The organism is Cupriavidus sp. 01L415 (genome assembly GCF_056400065.1).
Window position 1 is genome coordinate 73,212 of sequence record NZ_JBFTSP010000014.1, and the last position, 19,430, is coordinate 92,641.

Here is a 19,430-nt window from a genome sequence, read left to right on the forward strand (position 1 = left end):
CATGAGTACTGAACAATTGCAGAAGCTGTCCGACGCATTGCGCACGGTGGGCGGCAGTGCTGCCGCCCGCGACAAGGTCATCGCGCTGTGCAAGAGCATCGAGCAGGACCTGGACGCCTATGAAGGCAGCGTGCGTGACGACATTACCGGTCCGATCATCGATGCCCTGTACAACGAGCAGTCGCGCCTGCGCAAGACGCTGGCCGACGGTACGGTGTTCGAATTCCTGTACCGCACCAAGATCGCGCGCGACTTCCTGATGAGCACCCCGGCACAGCCGGACCACGTCTGGGAACCGCAGACCACCAAGCTGCTGCTGAAGCTGTGCGAAAAAGGCGGCAACGCCGTGGTGGGCGGCGCCTACTTCGGCGACCAGGTGATCCTGATGGCGCGCCGCCTGGCGCAGGCCGGCGGCACCTGCCACGCGTTCGAGCCCAATGCCGACCAGCTCGGCATGCTGCGCAACAACGCCGAACTGAACAAGGTGGAGAACATCCGCAGCTGGCGCCTGGGCCTGTGGTCGGACAGCACCACGCAACTGCGCTTGGTCGGCCATGACTCGTTCGCCCACGCCGAGCACAGCGACGGCCCCGCCGGCGACGACAGCTTTGCCACGGTGACGATCGACGACTACTGCGCGCAGCAGAAGCTGGACAAGCTGAGCCTGATCATGCTGGACATCGAGGGCGCCGAGCTCAACGTGTTCAAGGGCGCCGCGAAGCAGCTGGCCCGGCCGGCCGGCGAGGCCCCGAACCTGGTGTTCGAGGTGCATCGCCACTACGTCGACTGGAGCGCCGGACTGGAAAACGCCGAGATCATCCGCCTGCTGAAGGGCTTTGGCTACCACGTGTACGCCGTGCGCGACTTCAACTCGAATGTCGACATGCAAGGCCGCCCGGTGGAACTGGTGCCGGTGACCGACGTCTTCCTCGAGGGCCCGGCACACGGCTTCAACATGGTCGCCGTCAAGGATCCGTCGCTGCTGCAAGGCAAGGACTTCGCCGTGGTGCCGGGCGTGAGCCCCAAGCTGCTGTGGCACCGTGATCCGGCCCTGCACCACCCCGTCAACTGAGGCCAGTCATGCGCTGTACGGTGATCGGCGGGGCCGGCTTTGTCGGCCGCCGCCTGGCGGAAGCGCTGCGGCGCGCCGGCCATGAGGTGTGGGTGCCCGCGCGGGGCGATCGTGCGTTGTTCACTCGCGAACTCGGCCATGTGTACTACTGCGCGGGCCTGACCGCCGATTACGCGGCAAGGCCGTTCGACACGGTGACCGCGCATGTCACGCTGCTGGCGGACGTGCTGCGCGCCGGCCGTTACGCGCACCTCGTGTATCTGTCATCCACGCGGCTCTACGACTCGTCGAACCTGCCCGTGGGCGACGAGGGTGCCGCGCTGACGCTGCAGCCGGCCAATCCGCGCGCGCTGTACGACCTGTCCAAGGGGCTGGGCGAAAACCTCTGCCTGACCGTGGCCGCGGGCCGTGCCGCCGTCGCGCGGCTGTCATGCGTGTTCGACTGGGAGCCCGAATCGCCGGGCTTCCTCTCCGAATGGCTGATCCGCGCCGCCACGGAACGGGCCTTCCGGCTCGACAGCGATGGCGGCTTCGTGCGCGACTACATCCATCTGGACGATGTGGTGCGTGCCCTGACCGCCATCTCGACGCGCAAGGCCGAGGGCATTTTCAACGTCGCCAGCGGCGAGAACGTGTCCAATGCCGCGCTGGCGGAAGCCTTCAACCGGCAAGGCTGGGATATTTCGCTGACGCGCGCGTCTCCCGAGCAGCGCGCGGCGATCTGCAGCACCACGGCGCTGCGGGCGCTGGACGTCGCGCCGCGCGGCGTGCTGGAGGTGGTATCGACCTACCTGGAGGGGATCAAGACATGGAACTGATCGGCCATACCCGCGAGTCTCTGGCGGCCTACACCTGCGCGCAGGTGGCCAACCTCGTGCCGGACGGCCGCGCCGATGCGCTGCTGCCGGTGGTGTTGCGGCACCTCGACGAATCGCTCGCACGCGTGGGGCGCTGCATCGACGCCGTGCGCATGTGGCGGCCCGGCCAGTTCAACTACCTCCACTCGTCGCAGTATTGCCAGTTCCTGTACTACCTGGCCAATACGATCTGGCGCAACGAGCGCAACGCCGAGGTCTGCACGAAGCTGTTCCTGCTCAACAAGACGCTGAACGCGATCGATCTGTTCTACGAGATCGACATGCCCGAAGTGTTCTTCATCGGCCATTCGGTCGGCATCGTGCTGGCCAAGGCAACGTACGGCAACTACCTGGTGCTGTACCAGAACTCCACGGTCGGCAAGAACCACGGCGTGGCGCCGGTCATCGGCGAAGGCGTGGTGATGTATCCCAATTCGGCGATCATCGGCCGCAGCCATGTGCGCAACGGCTCCGTGATCTCGCAGGGGGTCAGCGTGCTGAACCGCGAAACACCGGGCGACTGCCTGACCTACGCGGGCGAAGGCGGCGACCTGGTGTTCAAGCCCGCCTACGAACGCGCGGCGGCGGAATACTTCCGGATCTGATGCGTCCGCGTCAGACGCGGACGGCCCTCAAGCCGCTCAGGCCCCTCAGGCCAACAAAAAAGCCACGTCGCCCCCGGATTCCGGGATCGCGACATGGCTTCCTGTCGTTTTGCCAGCCTGATTTGCCAGCTGGTCTCGTGGCCACCCCGGCCCCGCACGGGGCCGCGGCCAGCCGCACGCCGTCACACCGGCATGTTCATCATTTCCTGGTACGCGGCCGCCAGGCGGTTACGTACCTGCACGGCAGTCTGGAACGACACGTTGGCCTTCTGCATGTCGATCATCACGTCGTTCAGCGCCACGCCCGGCTTGCCGAGTTCAAACGCCTCGGCCTGGCCGTAGGCGTGTTCCTGCACGGCATTCAGCCGCTGCATGGAGCGCTGGAGTTCGCCGGCGAAGCCTTCGGTGGCGGCCGAAGGCGCCTGGGTGGCGGCACCGCCTCCCGCTACCTGCGCCAGGCCGCGCAGTTGCTGGAGCATGCCCTCGATGGAAGAAATGGTCATGTCGCTTCAGGGTCCCTAAGTCAGAGGAGAACGGACGAAGCGCGCTATAGATCACACGTCGTCCAGTTTCAGCCCTCGCACTGTACCCAGCCCGCCTCCACAGCCAAAGGATGAATTCGGCTGGAAAACCTCGCCTATTCCGCCAATTGTCCATCGCCCATCTGGCCGATCATCGCTACCGTGCCGGATCTGGCGGTTCGCCGCGCTTTTTGCAGCCCGCCCCCGGTAGTGAATATCAACCATCGCGGGGAGTGCGCGTGTTTTTTCAGCAGCGTAGTGTGAGCCGTGCCGAAATGAATAACGGCAGCAAAGGCCAGAGTGGCAAGAGCAGGGTTTCCCCTGCCAAGCCGGAGACGCGCGCATGAACGCGGCAGCCACCCTGCCGAACGGCGCGGCCCTGGTCGAGAAAATCAAGGCCAACCCGCGCCTGCCCCTGATGCTGGGCGGCGCGGCGCTGGTCGCGGCCATCGCCGTGGGCGTGATGTGGTCCCGCGCGCCGGACTACAAGGTGCTGTACAGCAACCTGTCCGAGCGCGATGGCGGCGCCGTGATCGCCTCCCTCCAGCAGATGAACGTGCCGTACAAGTTCGCCGAAGGCGGCGGTGCGGTGATGGTGCCCTCGGAAAAGGTCCACGAAACGCGCCTGCGCCTGGCGTCCCAGGGGCTGCCCAAGAGCGGCACCACGGGCATGGAGCTGATGGACACCCAGAAGTTCGGCATCAGCCAGTTCGCCGAACAGGTCAACTACCAGCGCGGCCTGGAAGGCGAGCTGGCGCGTTCGATCGAATCGATCGGCGCCGTGCAGTCCGCCCGCGTCCACCTGGCCATTCCCAAGCCGACGCTGTTCGTGCGCGAACGCCAGAAGCCCACCGCCTCGATCGTGCTGCAGCTCTACCCCGGCCGCGCCATCGATGAGGGCCAGGTCGCCGCGATCAGCCACCTGGTATCGTCCAGCGTGCCGGAACTGACGCCGAAGTCGATCTCCATCGTCGACCAGCACGGCAACCTGCTGTCCGGCACCAGCGACCGCTCGCTCGATGCCAGCCAGCTCAAGTACGTCCAGCAGGTCGAGCAAAACTATGTGAAGCGCGTGGAAGCCATCCTCGCGCCGATCCTCGGCAAGGACAACGTCCACGCGCAGGTCACCGCCGACGTGGACTTCGCCTCCGTCGAACATACCGACGAAAGCTACAAGCCGAATCAGGACCCGACCAAGGCCGCGATCCGCAGCCAGCAGACCAGCGAATCGAACACGCAAGGCGCGTCCCCGGTAGGCGGCGTGCCCGGCGCGCTATCCAACCAGCCGCCCGCCGCCGCCGTAGCACCGGTTACCACGCCGCAGCCGCCGCGCCAGCCCGGCCAGCCCAACCCGCAGGCCCAGGCCGGCCAGGCCAGCCAGGCCACGCAGACGGCCGAGAAGACCGGCCCGAGCAGCAACCGCCGCGACTCCACCACCAACTTCGAGCTGGACCGCGTGGTACGCCACGTGCAGCAGGCTCCCGGTGGCGTGAAGCGCCTGTCGGTCGCCGTGGTCGTGAACTATCGCCAGAAGGTGGATGCCAAGGGCAAGCCCGTGACCGAGGCGCTGTCCGCCAAGGAACTGGCGCAGATCGAGAACCTGACCAAGGAAGCGATGGGCTACTCCACCGAGCGCGGCGACTCGCTCAACGTGGTCAACAGCCCGTTCACCGCCGACGTGGACAAGGAACCGGAACTGCCGCTGTGGAAGCAACCGCAGATGATCGACCTGGCCAAGACCGGCGTCGGCTACCTGCTGCTGGCCCTGCTGGCCGTGTTCCTGTGGTTCAAGGTGGCTCGTCCGGTGCTGCGCAAGTACACCGCGCCGCCGCTGCCCGCTCCGACGGACACCCCGCTGGCCACCGAAGCCGTGCTGCTGCCGACGGAAGAGATCGTCAATCCGGAAGTGCTGCGCCTGGCCGCGAAATACGAAAGCGATCTCGCCCTGGTGCGCGACGCCGCGCAACGCGACCCGCGCCTGGTCGCCAGCGTAATCAAGAACTGGATGGCCAATGACGAACACTAACAAGGGAATGCCCGAGAAGGGCCTGCAGAAGAGCGCCATCCTGATGATGGCGATCGGCGAGGACGCAGCGGCCGAAGTGTTCAAGCACCTGTCGCCTCGCGAAGTGCAGGGCCTGGGTTCGGCGATGGCCAGCCTGTCGGCGGTGACGCGCGAGGAAATGGCCGAGGTGCTGTCCGAGTTCCGTTCGGAAACCGAGCAGTACCTGGCGCTGAACGTGGATTCCAGCTCGTTCATCAAGAGCGTGCTGAACAAGGCGCTGGGCGAAGAGCGCGCGCTGTCCGTGATCGAGGACATCCTTGAGTCGCGCGATCCGGGCGGCGGCATCGATTCGCTGAACTGGATGGACGCGACCTCGGTGGCCGAACTCATCAAGGACGAGCACCCGCAGATCATCGCCACGATCCTGATCCACCTGGATCGCCAGAAGTCCTCGGAAGTGCTGGGCTTCTTCACGGACCGCCTGCGCAACGACGTGATCCTGCGTATCGCCACCTTCGGCGGCGTACAGCCGGGCGCGCTGCAGGAGCTGACGGACGTGCTGACCAAGCTGCTGGCCGGCCAGAGCCTGAAGCGCAGCCGCATGGGCGGCGTGCGCACGGCGGCCGAGATCATCAACCTGATGAGCACGGCCCACGAGGAAGCGGTCATCGACGGCGTGCGCTCGCACGACGGCGACCTGGCCCAGAAGATCATCGACGAGATGTTCCTGTTCGAGAACCTGCTGGAAGTGGACGAACGCGGCATCCAGCGCGTGCTCAAGGAAATCGCCACCGAGTCCCTCATCGTTGCGCTCAAGGGCGCGCAGCAGGAACTGCGCGACAAGTTCATCCGCAATATGTCGACCCGTGCCGGCGAAATGCTGCGCGAAGACCTGGATGCCCTGGGTCCGGTGCGCGTGTCGCAGGTGGAAGCCGAGCAGAAGGCCATCCTGCAGGTGGTGAGACGCCTGGCGGAAGCGGGCGAGATCCAGATTGGCGGAGGCGACGATGCCTACGTTTGAACGCGGCTTTGCCGCAGGCCGCGGCCCGGGCCGCGGCGACCCCGGTTTCTTCGGCGGAAGCAGCGCACCGTCGGGTGCTGGCAGCAACGCCAGCAGTGGCGCCGGCATGGCGAGCGACGACGGCTTTGCGGCCTTCCAGCCCCCGGCGCGGGGCCGTGGCCGTGGCGACGACTGGCAGCGCTGGCAGATGGTCTCGCTCGATCCGCGCGATGCCCTGAAGAAGGCGCTCGAGGCCCAGCTCCCCGTGGAGCCGCCCCCACCGCCGCCGATCGACTTCGAAGCACTCGACGCCATGCGCGACGGCGCCCGGAAGGAAGGCTACGCACAGGGCTACAGCCAGGGCCAGACCCAAGGCTACGGCGACGGCCATCGTGAAGGCTATGCGCGCGGCCTGGAAGCTGCGCGCAATGAGGCGGCCCGCCTGCAGGAACTGGCCGGCAACTTCCGCGATGCGCTGGGCCATGTGGATGCGGAAATCTCCGACGCGCTGATTTCGCTCGCCCTCGACGTGGCGCGCCAGCTCGTGCGCAAGACCATGGAGATCGACCCGGCCGCCCTGCTGCCCGCCGCGCGCGAGCTGCTGGCCGCCGAGCCGCCGCTGTCCGGATCGCCTTGCCTGCTGCTGAACCCGGAAGACGTGGCGCTGGTGGAGACCCACCTGCGCGGCGAACTGGAAGCCGCCGGCTGGACCGTGCGCGCCGACCCCACCGTGGCACGCGGCGGCTGCATCGCCAGTGCCGCCAGCGGCGAACTCGATGCCAGCCTCGCCACGCGCTGGAGCCGTGTGGTGCGCGCGCTAGGCCGCAACGATCCGTGGGAGCCCCCGCATGCATGAGGCCCAGGCCCAGGTGTCCACGCCTGCCGCACCGGTTGCGCACACCGCGCGCTGGCGCGAGGCGCTGACTGCCGCGTCGACCGGCATTGCCGAGATCGACAGCAAACGCACCTGCGGCCGCCTGACGCGCGCCGCCGGCCTGGTGCTGGAAGCCGTGGGCCTGCGTCTGCCCGTGGGCAGCGACTGCCTGATCGAGCTGCCCGCCGGCCAGCACAGCCACGGCGGCCCGCGCACGGCCGAGGCCGAAGTGGTCGGCTTTGGCGCCGATCGCCTCTACCTGATGCCACAGTCGGACGTCGTGGGCCTGGTGCCCGGCGCCCGCGTCTATCCGCTGGAACCGACGCCGCTGCCCGCAGGCGTCACCGCCCCGCGCGAGCCCGGTTCCAAGCGCCTGCCCGTGGGCGACGGCCTGCTGGGCCGCGTGCTCGATGCCGCCGGCCGCCCGCTCGACGGGTTGGGCCCGATCACCGCCGCCAGCGAAGTACCGCTCGCCGGATCGCAGATCAATCCGCTGATGCGCGCCCCGATCGAAACGGTGCTGGACACCGGCGTGCGCGCGATCAACGGCATGCTGACCGTGGGACGCGGCCAGCGCATGGGCCTGTTCGCGGGCTCCGGCGTCGGCAAGAGCGTGCTGCTCGGCATGATGGCCCGCTACACCAGCGCGGACGTGATCGTGGTCGGCCTGATCGGCGAGCGCGGCCGCGAAGTGAAGGACTTCATCGAGAACATCCTGGGCGAGGAAGGCCGCAAGCGTTCCGTCGTCGTGGCCGCCCCGGCCGATACCTCGCCGCTGCTGCGCATGCAAGGCGCCGCCTACGCGACGCGCCTGGCCGAGTACTTCCGCGACAAGGGCCAGCACGTGCTGCTGATCATGGATTCGCTCACGCGCTACGCCATGGCCCAGCGGGAAATCGCCCTGGCGATCGGCGAGCCGCCCGCCACCAAGGGCTATCCGCCTTCCGTCTTCGCCAAGCTGCCGACGCTGGTGGAACGCGCCGGCAACGGCCCGGAAGGCGGCGGTTCCATCACCGCGTTCTACACGGTGTTGACCGAGGGCGATGACCAGCAAGACCCGATCGCCGACTCCGCGCGCGCGATCCTGGACGGCCACATCGTGCTGTCCCGCAGCCTCGCCGAAGCTGGCCACTATCCGGCCATCGACGTGGAGGCCTCTATCAGCCGCGCCATGACGGCGCTGATCGATGCGCCGCAGTTTGCCTCCGTACGGCGCTTCAAGCAGTTGATGTCGCGCTACCAGCGCAACCGCGATCTCATCAGCGTGGGTGCGTATGTGCCGGGGAACGATCCGGAGCTGGATCTGGCGATTCGCCTGCATTCGCGCATGGAGGCCTTCCTGCAGCAGGACATCCACGAGCGCGCGGATTACGCGGGCTCCATCGCCCATCTGCACGATCTCTTCGAGAGGACGCAACATGGTTAAGCACTCGCCGCTCAACACGCTGGCCGACCTGGCCCAGGACAACACGGAGAAGGCCGCGCGCGAGCTCGGCCGGCTGCAGGGCCTGCGCACACAGGCGGAGCAGCAGCTCAACGCGTTGACACAATACCGGCTGGAGTACCGGACGCGCATGCAGGCCATCGCGGCGGAGGGCATGACATCCAGCCGCTGGCACGATTTCTCGCGCTTTCTCGATTCGCTCGACCATGCCATCCGCCAGCAGACCAGCGCGCTGGACAAAGCCGAGGCGGACTTGCTGGCCGGCCGTGCCAACTGGCAGCAGCAGAAGCGCCGCCAGAACTCCTTCGACACCCTGATCACGCGCGCGGAAGTGCGCGAGCAGCAAGTCAGTGCGCGGCGCGAACAACGCGCCAATGATGAATACGCGGCCCGAATCGCCCGCCAGCCGGCGAGCCGCCAGAACTAATCTGACCAGAAGAACAACATGATCGATATCAGCCAGCTTGTCGGAAATGCCCTGAAGAACCTCAAGCCGGCGGACGCCGCGCGCAACGGCGCGGATGCCAACGCCTTCCATGACGCGCTGTCGCGTGCACGCGATAACGGCCAACAGGAAGCCCGCGCGGCCGCGCCGTCGCCAAAGCCCGCGGCAAAGCCGGCCACCACGTCCCAGCCGAAACAAGCTGACGCGTCGAAGGGCCAGGATCAGGGCAAGAACCAGCCGGCCCAGACCACGCAAGCCGCGCAGGCCAATCCGCAGAAGGACGCGGGCAGCAGTGCTGACGCCAAGGACGCCAATTCCGACGCCAAGGACGGCGAGGACACCACCATCGTATCGGCCGATGCCGCAGCCGCTGCGGCGGCGCTGGCCGCCGCGATGCTGGCCCAGCCGGCCAACGCCGCGGCCGTGGCATCGGGCAACGCCGCCGAGGCTGCCGCCACTGCCAGCTTGAACGGTATGAACGGGCTGGCCGGTCTGAATGGTTCGAATGGGCAGAACGGGTTGAATGGGCTGCCGACGGCGCCGGCCACGCAAGCCGCTGCAACGACGACCGGCACCAGCGCCGACGCGGCCGCCGCGCTCGCGCAAGCCGACGCGCAGACGCAGACGCTGGCTCCCGCCGCGACGGTCGACACCGCGGCCAAGGCCACCACGCCGAGCCCCGCCGACACGCTGGCCACCATCGCCCAGCAACGCGCCGCGCTGCAGAACACCACGCCGACGACCGCCGACAAGATCGCCGCTGCCGTCACCACGCAGGCGCCGGCCGCTGCCGCCGCGGCACAGGACGCGCGCGGCCAGTCCGGTGGCCAGCAGCACGCCAGCCTTGGCCAGTCCGGCCAGCCGGCAGTGCTGCAAGCGTCCAACGCACAAGACAACAACACGCCGGCCGTCACGCCGTTCGCCGCGGCCCAGGCCATCGCGCGCACCGGCGAAGTGGCCGACACGGGCGCGACCAACGCCAGCAGCGCGGCCACGCTGGCATCCGCGATGGCTGCCCAGGCACCGACGCATACGGCAGCCGCCGCCGCTGCGACGGCCGCCGCACGTCCGGTCATCGCACCGAACGTGGGCGACGGCCAGTGGGCCCAGGCGCTCGGCCAGCAGATGGTGCGCCTGTCCACGCAAGGCAACCAGACCGCCGAACTGGACCTGAATCCGCCCAACCTCGGGCCGCTGAAGGTGGTGCTGAACGTGGTGAACGATCAGGCCCAGGCCCAGTTCGTCTCGCCGCACCAGGCCGTGCGCGCCGCTGTGGAAGCCTCGCTGCCGCATCTGCGCACGTCGCTGGCGGAAGCGGGCATCCAGCTGGGCCAGACCTCGGTCGGCGCCGAAAGCTTCGCCGGCCAGTCCGGCAACGGTGGCCAGCAGCAACAACGCCAGGCCAGCAACGGCAGCGCGTTCAGCCAGGCCACGGGCTTCGGCAACGACACGTCCGCACCGGCCGCCGCCCCCGCACCGCGCGCCCCGCGCACGCTGGCGCGCGGCGAGGTCGATACGTTCGCCTGACGGCTAACCCCGGGCGCCTGCGGCATCGCACGCGCCCGGGACGACACCTGACGTGCGACGCCATCGCACGTCCCCTTCCGGAACTTCGCACGACACGGCATGGTCATTTGTGCGACGATTCCCTCTCCCCCCCACCACGCCCGCCCGCCATGCCAATGCTCCGCCAACTCCTGCTTGCCGCCACCGCGTTTGCGGTACTGAGCGCGCCGCTCGCCGTCAATGCCGCCACCGACGATGGCCCGGCCTATGGCCCGGAGCTTGAAGGCTTCGACTACCCCTATCCGGTGCAGCACTACAAGGTTTCGTCGCAGGGCCAGCCGCTCGACATGGCATTCATGGACGTCAAGCCGGAAAAGCCGAATGGCCGGGCCGTGGTGCTGCTCCACGGCAAGAACTTCTGCGGTGCCACGTGGCAGGAGTCCATCCGCCAGCTGAGCGGCGCCGGCTACCGCGTGATCGCGCCGGACCAGATCGGCTTCTGCAAGTCCACCAAGCCGCCGCACTACCAGTACACATTCCAGCAACTCGCGCGCAACACGCACGCGCTGCTGGCGTCGATCGGCGTCGGCAAGGTCACAGTGCTGGGGCACTCCACGGGCGGCATGCTGGCGATGCGCTACGCGCTGATGTATCCGCAGGAGACGCAGCAACTGGTGCTGGTCAACCCGATCGGGCTGGAAGACTGGAAGGCCAAGGGCGTACCGTCGCTGTCCGTGGACCAGTGGTATGCGCGCGAGCTGAACACCACGGCGGACCGCATCCGCAACTACGAGAAATCGACCTACTACGTGGGCCAGTGGAAGCCGGAGTATGAACCCTGGGTGCAGATGCTGGCCGGGATGAATCGCGGCACGGGCAAGCAGATCGTGGCGTGGAACTCGGCACTGCTGTACGACATGATCTACACGCAGCCGGTGGTCTACGAGATGGGGGCGATTCAGGCGCCGACGCTGCTGATGATTGGCGACAAGGACACCACGGCCATCGCCAAGGATGCCGCGCCGCCCGAGGTGCAGGCGCGGGTCGGACGATATCCGGAACTGGCGCAAGCTACCGCGAAGGCGATTCCGAATACGACGCTGGTCGAATTCCCCGAGCTGGGCCACGCCCCGCAGATGCAGGACCCGCAGGCGTTTCACAAGGCGCTGCTGGAAGGGATGGCGCGGGTGAGCGTGCGCTGAGACGGAGAATGCCCATCGGTGCGCCGCCGGGTGCACCGGGCGAGACATGGCATGCGCCTGCCCTGCCAGCGCAACGAAGCCAGGATCTTTTCGAGGCGACCTCCAAGGAGGAAAATTCAAAAGCAAGCGCCGGAGTGTGCAGATCGTCGCAGCTGCCTACGATGAGGCCATCGACATCCTGACGATCCGCACGAAGGAGCCTTGCCATGGAACCCCTCGCCCGCCCTATGACGCAACCCGTCCGCAAGCCCGCCCAACCTGCCGCCAAAAGCGCCCAGGCCACCACCGTCCGGCATACCGGCTTGCCTGCCGATGACGCCACGTTGTGGGACGCCGTACGCCAGCGCGACGCCGCATTTGACGGCCGCTTCTGGTATTCGGTACGCACGACTGGCGTCTATTGCCGCCCGTCCTGCGGCGCGCGGCTGCCGCTGCGCGACAACGTGTCGTACTACGCCACGCGCGACGACGCCGAGCACGCCGGCTTCCGCCCCTGCAAGCGCTGCAAGCCCGACCAGCCTTCGCTGGCCGAACGGCAGGCGGCGCTGGTACTCCAGGCCTGCCGCCAGATCGAGTCGTCACCCGAGATGCCGTCGCTCGATGAACTGGCCCGCGCCGCCGGGATGAGCCCTCAGTATTTCCATCGCCTGTTCCGTCGTATTACCGGCGTCACACCGCGCGACTACGCGGCCACGCATCGCGTGCGGCGCGTGCATGAAGCGCTCGATCGCAGCGGGTCCGTTACCGAGGCCATCTACGAAGCGGGCTTCAACTCCAATGGCCGCTTCTATGCGACGTCCACGCAATCGCTGGGCATGACGCCGCGCGCGTATCGCGCGGGCGGTGCCGATGTACACATCCGCTTTGCGGTGGGCCAGTGTTCGCTCGGGGCGGTACTGGTGGCCTGCAGCGACAAGGGTGTGGTGGCGATCTCCCTCGGCGACGACCCTGACGCGCTGGTGCGCGAACTGCAGGACCGCTTTCCGAGCGCGCAGCTGGAAGGCGGCGACGAGCGCTTCGAGCAACTGGTGGCGCGCGTGGTGGGGCTGGTGGAAGGGATGCGCGATACCGACCCGGCGCTGCCGCTGGATGTGCGCGGCACGGCGTTCCAGCAACGTGTGTGGCGCGCCTTGCAGGAGATCCCGGCCGGGCAGACCGTGAGCTATGCCGACATCGCCGCACGCATCGGCGCGCCGCGTGCGGTGCGCGCGGTGGCCCAGGCATGCGCCGCCAATACGCTGGCGGTGGCCATCCCGTGCCATCGCGTGGTGCGGCAGGACGGCGCGCTGTCCGGCTACCGCTGGGGCGTGGAGCGCAAACGCACGCTGCTGGAACGCGAAGCGGCCGACGCCCCGGTATCATCCGAGGCCTGACACGCGCACCCTGCCATGACGTTCGACCTGTTTGACGCCCTGCCCGCCGATCCCGACGCTTCGCCCGCCATCGACACGCTGGCGCCCGGCGCCGTGGTCTTGCGCGGCTTCGTGCGGGACGTCGAACAGGACCTGCTGGCCGCCGTGCGCGACGTGAGCGCGGCCGCGCCGTTCCGGAACCTGATCACGCCGGGCGGGCTGCGCATGTCGGTGGCCATGACCAATTGCGGCGACGCGGGCTGGGTGTCGGACCGAACAGGCTATCGCTACGATCCCGTCGACCCGCAGTCGGGCGAGCACTGGCCAGCGATGCCCGAGGTGTTGCGCGCCCTCGCACGACGGGCGGCGGAAGCGGCCGGCTATCCCGGCTTTGCGCCCGACGCGTGCCTGATCAACCGCTACCTGCCGGGCACGCGGCTGTCGCTCCATCAGGATCGCGATGAACTCGACCTGCGCGCGCCCATCGTGTCCGTGTCACTGGGCCTGCCCGCCACATTCCTGTGGGGTGGCCTGCACCGCGCCGACCGGCCAGACCGTATCCGGCTGGCGCATGGCGACGTGGTGGTGTGGGGCGGGCCGTCACGGCTGGTGTTCCACGGCATCGCGCCATTGGCCGACGGCGATCACCCGCTCACGGGCCACGAGCGTATCAACCTCACCTTCCGCAAGACACGCTAGCGGCCGCCGACGTCGCGCCGCTGCGCCATGAAGTCGCGCGGCGGACGGCCCAGCGCGCGCCGGAACATCGTCGAGAACGCTCCCGCATTCGCATATCCTGTTTCCGCCGCCACGTGGGCCAGCGGCTTGCCCCGGCTCATCAGGTCGATCGCATGCGCCAGCCGCAACTGCTGCCGCCAGTTGCCGAAGCTGGTCTGCAATTCGGTCTGGAACAGACGTGCCAGCGTGCGTTCGCTGGCCCCGGTGCGCGCCGCCCATTCCGCCAGGCTGGCAGCCGATCCGGGATCTTCCATCAGCGCATCACACAGCGCCTTGAGCCGGCGGTCCGATGGCAGCGCCAGTCCGAGCGACAGCGTCGGCGCCGCGGCCAGTTCCTCGATCAGCAGGCTGGCCGCCAGGTGGCGGCGCTTGTCGCCACGCCTCGCGCCCTGCGTCAGGGCATCGATCAGCTCGCGCATCAGCGGTGACACCTCTAGCACCACACAGGCATCGGCCGGCAACGCACACGCGTGGGGATCGAGATAACAGGCATAGAACCGCACGTGGCCCTGCGTCACCACCTCGTGTGGCACGCCGGGCGGAATCCACACCGCGCGCAGCGGCGGCACGATCCACGTGGTCCCCGCCGCCGTGATGCGCATGCTGCCGCTGACCGGAAACGACACCTGCGCCCACGTGTGGCGATGCCGCGGGATCATCGCATTGGGCGGCGGCAGGCGCAGGTGCGCAATGACAGGCTCCGCCGCACTGGGACGCGTACGCGGCGCGGGGTCAAACAGGGGGCGCTGGATGGGACGTGGGGGCACGATCGGGACGCTGGCGGGAATTCGTAAGAAATTGCCCGGAAAGTGTAACTCCGCCAGACGGCCCGCGCCTACGATGTCGGCAATGACAACGATGCCGTCGGCGCCAAGCGTGCGACTGGCGCCCAGCGAGACTGCCTCCGATGCCTGCCACCCCCGGCCGCGCCGATTCACGTACCGAATCACGTGCCGACGCCCCCATTGCCCCCACCGCCCCCACCGTCCCACCCAAGCCCGCGCCGCTCGCCGGCCGCGCCACGGACTCCATCCGCGCCGCACTGCTGATCGCGGCCTGCATCAGCGCGGTCTGGATCGCCGGCCACGCCGTCGGTGCCCCGGCCGCACTGATCTGGGCGGGCGCGCTGGTGGCCTCCACGGTCTGCTGCTGGGCCCTCGGCGTGCTGCCCGAGCCCACGGCCACGTTGCTGTTTTTCCTGTGCGCGGTCGTGTTCCACATCGCGCCGGCTCCCGTGGTGTTTTCGGGCTTCACGTCGACGGCATGGTGGCTGATGTTTGGCGGTGCCGTGACGGGCGTGGCGCTGCGCAGCACGGGGCTGGCGTTGCGGCTGGCCGACATCATCTTCCACAAGCGCGTGGGCACCTATCCGCAAGTGATCGCCACGGTGGCGATGAGTGCGGTGGGACTCGCGTTCCTGATGCCGTCCACCACGGGCCGCGTGCTGCTGCTGATGCCGATCGTGCTGGCGCTGGCCGAGCGGCTCGGCTTCGGGCCGGGGTCCAACGGCCGCATCGGCATGGTGCTGACCGTGGCCGCGGCCAGCTACATGCCGCCCACCTCGATCCTGCCGGCCAATATCCCCAACAGCGTGCTGCTGGGTGCCGCCAGCTCGCTGTACGGGATCAATCTCAGCTATGGCAGCTACCTGCTGCTGCATTTCCCGATCCTCGGCGCTCTCAAGACCGTTGTGCTGGTGTGGCTGGTTTGCCGGCTCTTTCCGGAGACCCGGCGGATGGCGTCGCAACCCGCCTCCACGCGCACGGCAATGGGTGGCCAGGAGAAGACGCTGGCCATCATCCTGGCTCTTGCCGTGGCCGGCTTCGCGACCGATGCGTGGCATGGCGTCTCGCCGGCCTGGATTTCACTGGCCGCCTGCATCGTCTGCCTGCTGCCGGGCGTCGGGCTCGTATCGACCAAGGCCCTGACGGAACAAGTGCACCTGATCCCGCTGCTGTACGTGGCGGGCTTTCTCGGGCTCGGCGCGGTGGTGGAATCGACGGGGCTCGGCACCGCGATCAGCGCGGCGCTGCTGCACTGGCTGCCGCTGGCGCCGGGGCACACCGTTGGCAACGTCGGCGCGCTCGGCGCGATGGGCGCCGTGCTGGGACTGATGTCGACGCTGCCCGCGTTGCCCGCCGTGCTGACGCCACTGGCGCGCGACCTGGCCAGTGCAACGGGCCTGCCGCTGGAAACCGTGTTGATGCTGCAGGTTCCGGTGTTCTCGACGGTGTTCTTCCCATACCAGTCACCCCCCATTGTGATTGCCATGCAGCTGGGCGGCGTGGGGCTGCGGCACGGCACGCGGCTTTGCCTGTCGCTGGCGGCGATCACCGTACTCGTGTTGCTGCCGCTCGACTTCCTGTGGTGGCGCCTGCTCGGTTACCTGCCGTAGCCGCCGCCGAGGGATGCGGCCGGCATCGCTGCGCGCTGCCGGCCATCAAGCAGGCGCGCAAGCCGCATCCCGATCTGCGCCTCGATCTACCACTCCATCCTTTCCAGCGCCGCGTCGCCAATCGCCCTGGACTCGACATACAAGTCGAGATCGTAGGTGCCCAGCAAGGCCAGCAACTGCGTGGCGCTGATGGTTTCGGGATTGAGCTCCATGTGGGATATCCGGCTCTGGCTGATGTTCAGTCGGGCGGCAGCTTCCGCCTGGGTCAAGCCGGCGATCTTGCGAGCGCCCTGGAGCACCTGCCCCAGTTGCTCGGTGGTGGCAATCATGACTCTGAACATCGCGGGCAATCCGATAGGAAGACACCCAGAATCTATCAATTCCAACGGGTGACTGACCACTGATCGCGGCTTGCGCACCGGAGGATTGCCCGTGAGACGGGGCAGCGTGTCGCCTGCAGCGCACATCTCCGCCAAAACCGTTTGCTGCCAAAACAAGGCGCCCCGCAAGACGGGGCGCTTGAATTTGAAATGTCGGGGGGCTAGCGGCGCGTCGCCTCGAACAGGAACCAGACCCGCTCCTCGGTCTTGTCGATCCAGTTCTCGATCAGGCTGGCGGTTGCCACATCGTCCTTCTCGTCGCACAAGTCGTGCAGTTCGCGCATGTACTTCACCAGCGACTCGTTGTCGTGGCGCAGTTCATCGAGCATCGCTTCCGGGGCGACGAAATCGGCGTCGTTATCCTTGAGGCGCTTGAGTTCGTTGATCTGGCCCACCGAGCGCAGCGTGGTGCCGCCGAGCTTGCGGGCCCGCTCCGCCACCGGGTCCACCATCTCGTAGACAAAGCCGGCCTGGTCGTCCAGCAACAGGTGATAGTCGCGGAAGTGCGGTCCGCTCACGTGCCAGTGAAAATTCTTGGTCTTCACATAGAGCGTGAAGACGTCCGCCACCAATTGTGTCAGGCCCTGTGCAATCTCCTTGCGCGCCTCGTTGCCGAGGTCGGTCGGAGTGGTCAGGCGGTTGTTCTCGCGTTGGGTCGCCATCGATAGTCTCCAGCGAGTTGATGAGGGCAGCATGGCAGTACGTAGCAGACTCCGTGCCCACCTCTTGCCGACCGTGCGGCCACGCAGGACGCGGCAATCCGTGCGCACGCCATCGTGCGCGCCGGGCAGCTTTGCAAGACATTGAAAAAACTACATCGATCGCCGAGGGACGCCGGACGCGACGGCCCGCGCGATGGGGCCTACTGCCATGGCAGGGGTCACGGCGAGATCATCGTCGCCGTGCCACGATGATGAGGGCGATGCCGCCAAGGATGGCGCAGGCGCCGACGGCCAGCCGCGCCGTCATCGGCTCGCCCAGCCACGCAATGCCGCCGAGCGCGGCCAGCACCGGCACGCTAAGCTGCACGGTGGCCGCGGTGGTCGACGACAATCCGCGCAACGCCGCATACCAGATCACATAGCCGACGCCCGATGTGACGGCGCCGGACGCGATGCCGCACAGCACGCCGTGCAGGTCCACCGACAGCATCGGCAATGCGGCCGCGCTGATGGCCACGGCAAGCGGCACGGCGCGCACGAAGTTGCCGGCGGTCGCCGCCAGCGCATCGGCAGCGCGCTTGCCGCGCAGCGAGTAGACGCCCCAGCCAATGCCCGCGGCCGCCATCATGACCGTGGCGCCCGGTGGCGGTGCCTGCAGCCCGGGCAGCACCAGCCACACCAGGCCAGCCAATGCGAGCGCGGTGCCGAGCCACTGGATCGCACGCAGCCGGTCGCCCTGCCACAAGCCGTGGCCGATCATCGTCGCCTGCACGCAGGCAAACAGGATCAGCGCGCCGGTGCCGGCGGACAGCCGCAGGTACGCAAACGAGAATCCGCAGGCATAGACCAGCAGCGCCACGGCCGCGGGCCAGTCACCGGCCATGCCCCGCTGGCCGCCGCGCACGCGCAGGATCAGCATCAGCACCACGGCGGCCGAGGCGATGCGCACGAACGTGAACGTCGCCGCGTCGATGCCGGTGCCCTTGAGCGCCAGCCGCGCCAGCAGCGAATTGGCGGCAAACGCGGCCATCGCCAGCGCGGTCAGCGCGGCGGTGGCCGGGGCGGCGGGCAATGTGGACAGGGATCGCGCCATTTGTGAGTCATCCGTCGATGAACAATACTGGGGCGATGGTGCGCCAGTTCGCAAGCCCGGCGCACGCCTTTTTCTGCCAGGGAGACACCGATGCTCAAGGACAGTCAGGCTTTCAGCGGCTTTTCAGTCAACGATATCCCGCTGGCAAGGGACTTCTACGCGAACACGCTCGGGCTGCATGTCACCGAGGAACACGGCCTGCTCACCCTGCACCTTGCGGGCGGCAATCACGTGCTGCTGTATCCAAAGTCGAATCACGCACCCGCAACATTCACGGTGCTGAATTTCCCGGTGGAGAGCGTCGACAAGACCGTGGAGGCGCTGATGCAGCGCGGCGTACGGTTTGAAATGTATGACCAGCCCGGCCTGAAGACCGACGCGCGCGGGATCATGCGCGGCAACGGGCCGACCATCGCCTGGTTCAGGGACCCTGCCGGCAACATCCTGTCCGTGCTGGAGGATTAGCGCAGGTAGTCGCCGTGGCGCGTGCGGATATCTTCCACGTTGGCCAGCGTGCCGGACAGGTGGGTGCGCAGGCTGGCCTCGGCGCGGGCCTGATCGCCGGCGGCGATGGCGTCGATGATGGCGGTGTGGTCGCGCAGCACGGCGTTGGCCTTGCCGGGGATCGGCAGATGCAGGCGACGCAGGCGGTCCAGATGGCCGCTCTGGCGGCGCACGAGCGCGAACAGGTCCGGAACGGCGGCGGCCTCGTATAGCTGGCGGTGGAATGCCTGGTCGTTGACGCTGAATTCGGCCAGGTCGTCCAGGTCCAGCATGCGCTGCTGGCGCGCCACGGTGGCGCGCAGGCGCTCGACCAGCACCGGGTCCGGATGCTCGGCCAGCGTGCGCACGATCTCCAGTTCCACCGACCGGCGCAGGAAATGCGCCTGCCGCGCCAGCGCCACGTCGATACGGCTCACGCGCGTGGCGTGCTGCGGAAAGACGTCGACCAGCCCCTCTTCGGCCAGCCGGATCAATGCGTCGCGCACGGGCGTCTGGCTGATCCCGTATTGCGTGGCAAGGTCCGGCCGCGACAGCACGGTGCCCGGCGGCAGCGCCATCGAGATGATCAGGTCCCGCATATGTTCGAACACCTGCGGCGCCGCCTGGCGCGTGCGGTCGAACTGGAACTGGATCGGCAGGGCTTGAAGCGTGGCTTCCATCGGATGCGTCTGAAATTGTGATGCGGGATGCGCAATGCGGCAGACATTGTCGAGACATGCCGCCCCATCGGCCCGGATTCTAGCCCAAACCTTTCGCGTTGACGTACTAATATATT

The 19,430-nt window shown here is 67.9% G+C and carries 20 protein-coding genes; 14 read left to right on the forward strand and 6 right to left on the reverse strand.

Annotation, left to right across the window (positions count from 1 at the left end; translation table 11 throughout):
- Position 1 precedes the first annotated feature (1 nt).
- Genes AC1DOX_RS19765 through AC1DOX_RS19775 form a run of 3 tightly spaced genes read left to right on the forward strand, consistent with a single transcriptional unit; the run spans position 2 to position 2,534 of the window.
- Positions 2 to 1,072 (forward strand): FkbM family methyltransferase, encoded by a 1,071-nt coding sequence (locus AC1DOX_RS19765; protein WP_092136855.1) that lies wholly within the window; start codon positions 2 to 4, stop codon positions 1,070 to 1,072.
- A gap of 8 nt (positions 1,073 to 1,080) precedes the next feature.
- On the forward strand, positions 1,081 to 1,890 hold the full coding sequence (locus tag AC1DOX_RS19770) for an NAD-dependent epimerase/dehydratase family protein (RefSeq protein WP_441622089.1): 810 nt from the start codon (positions 1,081 to 1,083) through the stop codon (positions 1,888 to 1,890).
- Positions 1,881 to 2,534: an LbetaH domain-containing protein gene (locus AC1DOX_RS19775; RefSeq protein ID WP_176860919.1), complete on the forward strand. Its 654-nt coding sequence runs from the start codon at positions 1,881 to 1,883 to the stop codon at positions 2,532 to 2,534. The genes AC1DOX_RS19770 and AC1DOX_RS19775 overlap by 10 nt, the downstream gene beginning before the upstream one ends.
- Positions 2,535 to 2,716: 182 nt before the next feature.
- Here AC1DOX_RS19775 and fliE read toward each other — a convergent pair whose 3' ends face one another.
- On the reverse strand, positions 2,717 to 3,037 hold the full coding sequence (gene fliE, locus AC1DOX_RS19780; RefSeq protein ID WP_092136851.1) for a flagellar hook-basal body complex protein FliE: 321 nt from the start codon (positions 3,035 to 3,037) through the stop codon (positions 2,717 to 2,719).
- Positions 3,038 to 3,398: 361 nt separating this feature from the next.
- Here fliE and fliF point away from each other — a divergent pair, with 361 nt between their 5' ends.
- The 9 genes from fliF (at position 3,399) to alkB (ending at position 13,582) form a co-directional block, all read left to right on the forward strand.
- Positions 3,399 to 5,081 (forward strand): flagellar basal-body MS-ring/collar protein FliF, encoded by a 1,683-nt coding sequence (fliF, locus tag AC1DOX_RS19785; RefSeq protein WP_441622092.1) that lies wholly within the window; start codon positions 3,399 to 3,401, stop codon positions 5,079 to 5,081.
- A 7-nt stretch (positions 5,082 to 5,088) separates the two neighbouring features.
- Complete coding sequence (fliG, locus tag AC1DOX_RS19790) at positions 5,089 to 6,081, forward strand: flagellar motor switch protein FliG (RefSeq protein WP_092136849.1); 993 nt, start codon at positions 5,089 to 5,091, stop codon at positions 6,079 to 6,081.
- Positions 6,068 to 6,916 carry a flagellar assembly protein FliH gene (fliH, locus tag AC1DOX_RS19795; protein WP_441622094.1) on the forward strand — a complete coding sequence of 283 codons (849 nt, stop codon included), beginning with the start codon at positions 6,068 to 6,070 and terminating at the stop codon, positions 6,914 to 6,916. The genes fliG and fliH overlap by 14 nt, the downstream gene beginning before the upstream one ends.
- Positions 6,909 to 8,360: a flagellar protein export ATPase FliI gene (fliI, locus tag AC1DOX_RS19800; protein WP_092136847.1), complete on the forward strand. Its 1,452-nt coding sequence runs from the start codon at positions 6,909 to 6,911 to the stop codon at positions 8,358 to 8,360. The genes fliH and fliI overlap by 8 nt, the downstream gene beginning before the upstream one ends.
- On the forward strand, positions 8,353 to 8,805 hold the full coding sequence (fliJ, locus tag AC1DOX_RS19805) for a flagellar export protein FliJ (protein WP_092136846.1): 453 nt from the start codon (positions 8,353 to 8,355) through the stop codon (positions 8,803 to 8,805). The genes fliI and fliJ overlap by 8 nt, the downstream gene beginning before the upstream one ends.
- Positions 8,806 to 8,823: 18 nt before the next feature.
- A complete protein-coding gene (locus AC1DOX_RS19810) occupies positions 8,824 to 10,350 on the forward strand; it encodes a flagellar hook-length control protein FliK (protein ID WP_441622097.1) in 1,527 nt (508 codons plus the stop codon).
- Positions 10,351 to 10,499: 149 nt separating this feature from the next.
- Positions 10,500 to 11,531, forward strand: a complete 1,032-nt coding sequence (locus AC1DOX_RS19815; RefSeq protein ID WP_441622099.1) for an alpha/beta fold hydrolase — start codon at positions 10,500 to 10,502, stop codon at positions 11,529 to 11,531.
- 206 nt (positions 11,532 to 11,737) lie between these two features.
- The gene (ada, locus tag AC1DOX_RS19820) at positions 11,738 to 12,904 is read left to right on the forward strand and encodes a bifunctional DNA-binding transcriptional regulator/O6-methylguanine-DNA methyltransferase Ada (protein WP_477101544.1); all 1,167 of its coding nucleotides are present in this window, start codon (positions 11,738 to 11,740) and stop codon (positions 12,902 to 12,904) included.
- A 15-nt stretch (positions 12,905 to 12,919) separates the two neighbouring features.
- Positions 12,920 to 13,582 carry a DNA oxidative demethylase AlkB gene (alkB, locus tag AC1DOX_RS19825; protein ID WP_441622102.1) on the forward strand — a complete coding sequence of 221 codons (663 nt, stop codon included), beginning with the start codon at positions 12,920 to 12,922 and terminating at the stop codon, positions 13,580 to 13,582.
- On the opposite strand, the gene AC1DOX_RS19830 is transcribed toward alkB, so the two are convergent.
- A complete protein-coding gene (locus tag AC1DOX_RS19830) occupies positions 13,579 to 14,388 on the reverse strand; it encodes an AraC family transcriptional regulator (RefSeq protein ID WP_441622104.1) in 810 nt (269 codons plus the stop codon). The genes alkB and AC1DOX_RS19830 overlap by 4 nt on opposite strands.
- A gap of 140 nt (positions 14,389 to 14,528) precedes the next feature.
- Here AC1DOX_RS19830 and AC1DOX_RS19835 point away from each other — a divergent pair, with 140 nt between their 5' ends.
- On the forward strand, positions 14,529 to 16,016 hold the full coding sequence (locus AC1DOX_RS19835; RefSeq protein ID WP_441622106.1) for an SLC13 family permease: 1,488 nt from the start codon (positions 14,529 to 14,531) through the stop codon (positions 16,014 to 16,016).
- A gap of 86 nt (positions 16,017 to 16,102) precedes the next feature.
- On the opposite strand, the gene AC1DOX_RS19840 is transcribed toward AC1DOX_RS19835, so the two are convergent.
- From AC1DOX_RS19840 to AC1DOX_RS19850, 3 genes are all read right to left on the reverse strand, one after another.
- Positions 16,103 to 16,357: a helix-turn-helix domain-containing protein gene (locus AC1DOX_RS19840; RefSeq protein ID WP_441622108.1), complete on the reverse strand. Its 255-nt coding sequence runs from the start codon at positions 16,355 to 16,357 to the stop codon at positions 16,103 to 16,105.
- A 200-nt stretch (positions 16,358 to 16,557) separates the two neighbouring features.
- Positions 16,558 to 17,058 carry a Dps family protein gene (locus AC1DOX_RS19845; RefSeq protein WP_441622110.1) on the reverse strand — a complete coding sequence of 167 codons (501 nt, stop codon included), beginning with the start codon at positions 17,056 to 17,058 and terminating at the stop codon, positions 16,558 to 16,560.
- A gap of 229 nt (positions 17,059 to 17,287) precedes the next feature.
- A complete protein-coding gene (locus tag AC1DOX_RS19850) occupies positions 17,288 to 18,151 on the reverse strand; it encodes a DMT family transporter (RefSeq protein WP_441622112.1) in 864 nt (287 codons plus the stop codon).
- Between the two features lie 90 nt (positions 18,152 to 18,241).
- On the opposite strand from AC1DOX_RS19850, the gene AC1DOX_RS19855 reads away from it, so the two are divergent.
- Positions 18,242 to 18,616: a VOC family protein gene (locus tag AC1DOX_RS19855; RefSeq protein WP_441622114.1), complete on the forward strand. Its 375-nt coding sequence runs from the start codon at positions 18,242 to 18,244 to the stop codon at positions 18,614 to 18,616.
- Here AC1DOX_RS19855 and AC1DOX_RS19860 read toward each other — a convergent pair.
- On the reverse strand, positions 18,613 to 19,314 hold the full coding sequence (locus AC1DOX_RS19860; protein ID WP_441622116.1) for a GntR family transcriptional regulator: 702 nt from the start codon (positions 19,312 to 19,314) through the stop codon (positions 18,613 to 18,615). The two genes, AC1DOX_RS19855 and AC1DOX_RS19860, sit on opposite strands and share 4 nt — an antisense overlap.
- Positions 19,315 to 19,430 lie beyond the last annotated feature (116 nt).

What these genes read in the sequence shown, in the direction of transcription:
- AC1DOX_RS19765 (WP_092136855.1), top strand. Translation starts at nt 2, where the DNA reads ATGAGTACTGAACAATTGCAGAAGCTGTCCGACGCATTGCGCACGGTG.
- AC1DOX_RS19770 (WP_441622089.1), top strand. Translation starts at nt 1,081, where the DNA reads ATGCGCTGTACGGTGATCGGCGGGGCCGGCTTTGTCGGCCGCCGCCTG.
- AC1DOX_RS19775 (WP_176860919.1), top strand. Translation starts at nt 1,881, where the DNA reads ATGGAACTGATCGGCCATACCCGCGAGTCTCTGGCGGCCTACACCTGC.
- fliE (WP_092136851.1), bottom strand. Translation starts at nt 3,037, where the DNA reads ATGACCATTTCTTCCATCGAGGGCATGCTCCAGCAACTGCGCGGCCTG.
- fliF (WP_441622092.1), top strand. Translation starts at nt 3,399, where the DNA reads ATGAACGCGGCAGCCACCCTGCCGAACGGCGCGGCCCTGGTCGAGAAA.
- fliG (WP_092136849.1), top strand. Translation starts at nt 5,089, where the DNA reads ATGCCCGAGAAGGGCCTGCAGAAGAGCGCCATCCTGATGATGGCGATC.
- fliH (WP_441622094.1), top strand. Translation starts at nt 6,068, where the DNA reads ATGCCTACGTTTGAACGCGGCTTTGCCGCAGGCCGCGGCCCGGGCCGC.
- fliI (WP_092136847.1), top strand. Translation starts at nt 6,909, where the DNA reads ATGCATGAGGCCCAGGCCCAGGTGTCCACGCCTGCCGCACCGGTTGCG.
- fliJ (WP_092136846.1), top strand. Translation starts at nt 8,353, where the DNA reads ATGGTTAAGCACTCGCCGCTCAACACGCTGGCCGACCTGGCCCAGGAC.
- AC1DOX_RS19810 (WP_441622097.1), top strand. Translation starts at nt 8,824, where the DNA reads ATGATCGATATCAGCCAGCTTGTCGGAAATGCCCTGAAGAACCTCAAG.
- AC1DOX_RS19815 (WP_441622099.1), top strand. Translation starts at nt 10,500, where the DNA reads ATGCCAATGCTCCGCCAACTCCTGCTTGCCGCCACCGCGTTTGCGGTA.
- ada (WP_477101544.1), top strand. Translation starts at nt 11,738, where the DNA reads ATGGAACCCCTCGCCCGCCCTATGACGCAACCCGTCCGCAAGCCCGCC.
- alkB (WP_441622102.1), top strand. Translation starts at nt 12,920, where the DNA reads ATGACGTTCGACCTGTTTGACGCCCTGCCCGCCGATCCCGACGCTTCG.
- AC1DOX_RS19835 (WP_441622106.1), top strand. Translation starts at nt 14,529, where the DNA reads ATGCCTGCCACCCCCGGCCGCGCCGATTCACGTACCGAATCACGTGCC.
- AC1DOX_RS19840 (WP_441622108.1), bottom strand. Translation starts at nt 16,357, where the DNA reads ATGTTCAGAGTCATGATTGCCACCACCGAGCAACTGGGGCAGGTGCTC.
- AC1DOX_RS19845 (WP_441622110.1), bottom strand. Translation starts at nt 17,058, where the DNA reads ATGGCGACCCAACGCGAGAACAACCGCCTGACCACTCCGACCGACCTC.
- AC1DOX_RS19850 (WP_441622112.1), bottom strand. Translation starts at nt 18,151, where the DNA reads ATGGCGCGATCCCTGTCCACATTGCCCGCCGCCCCGGCCACCGCCGCG.
- AC1DOX_RS19855 (WP_441622114.1), top strand. Translation starts at nt 18,242, where the DNA reads ATGCTCAAGGACAGTCAGGCTTTCAGCGGCTTTTCAGTCAACGATATC.
- AC1DOX_RS19860 (WP_441622116.1), bottom strand. Translation starts at nt 19,314, where the DNA reads ATGGAAGCCACGCTTCAAGCCCTGCCGATCCAGTTCCAGTTCGACCGC.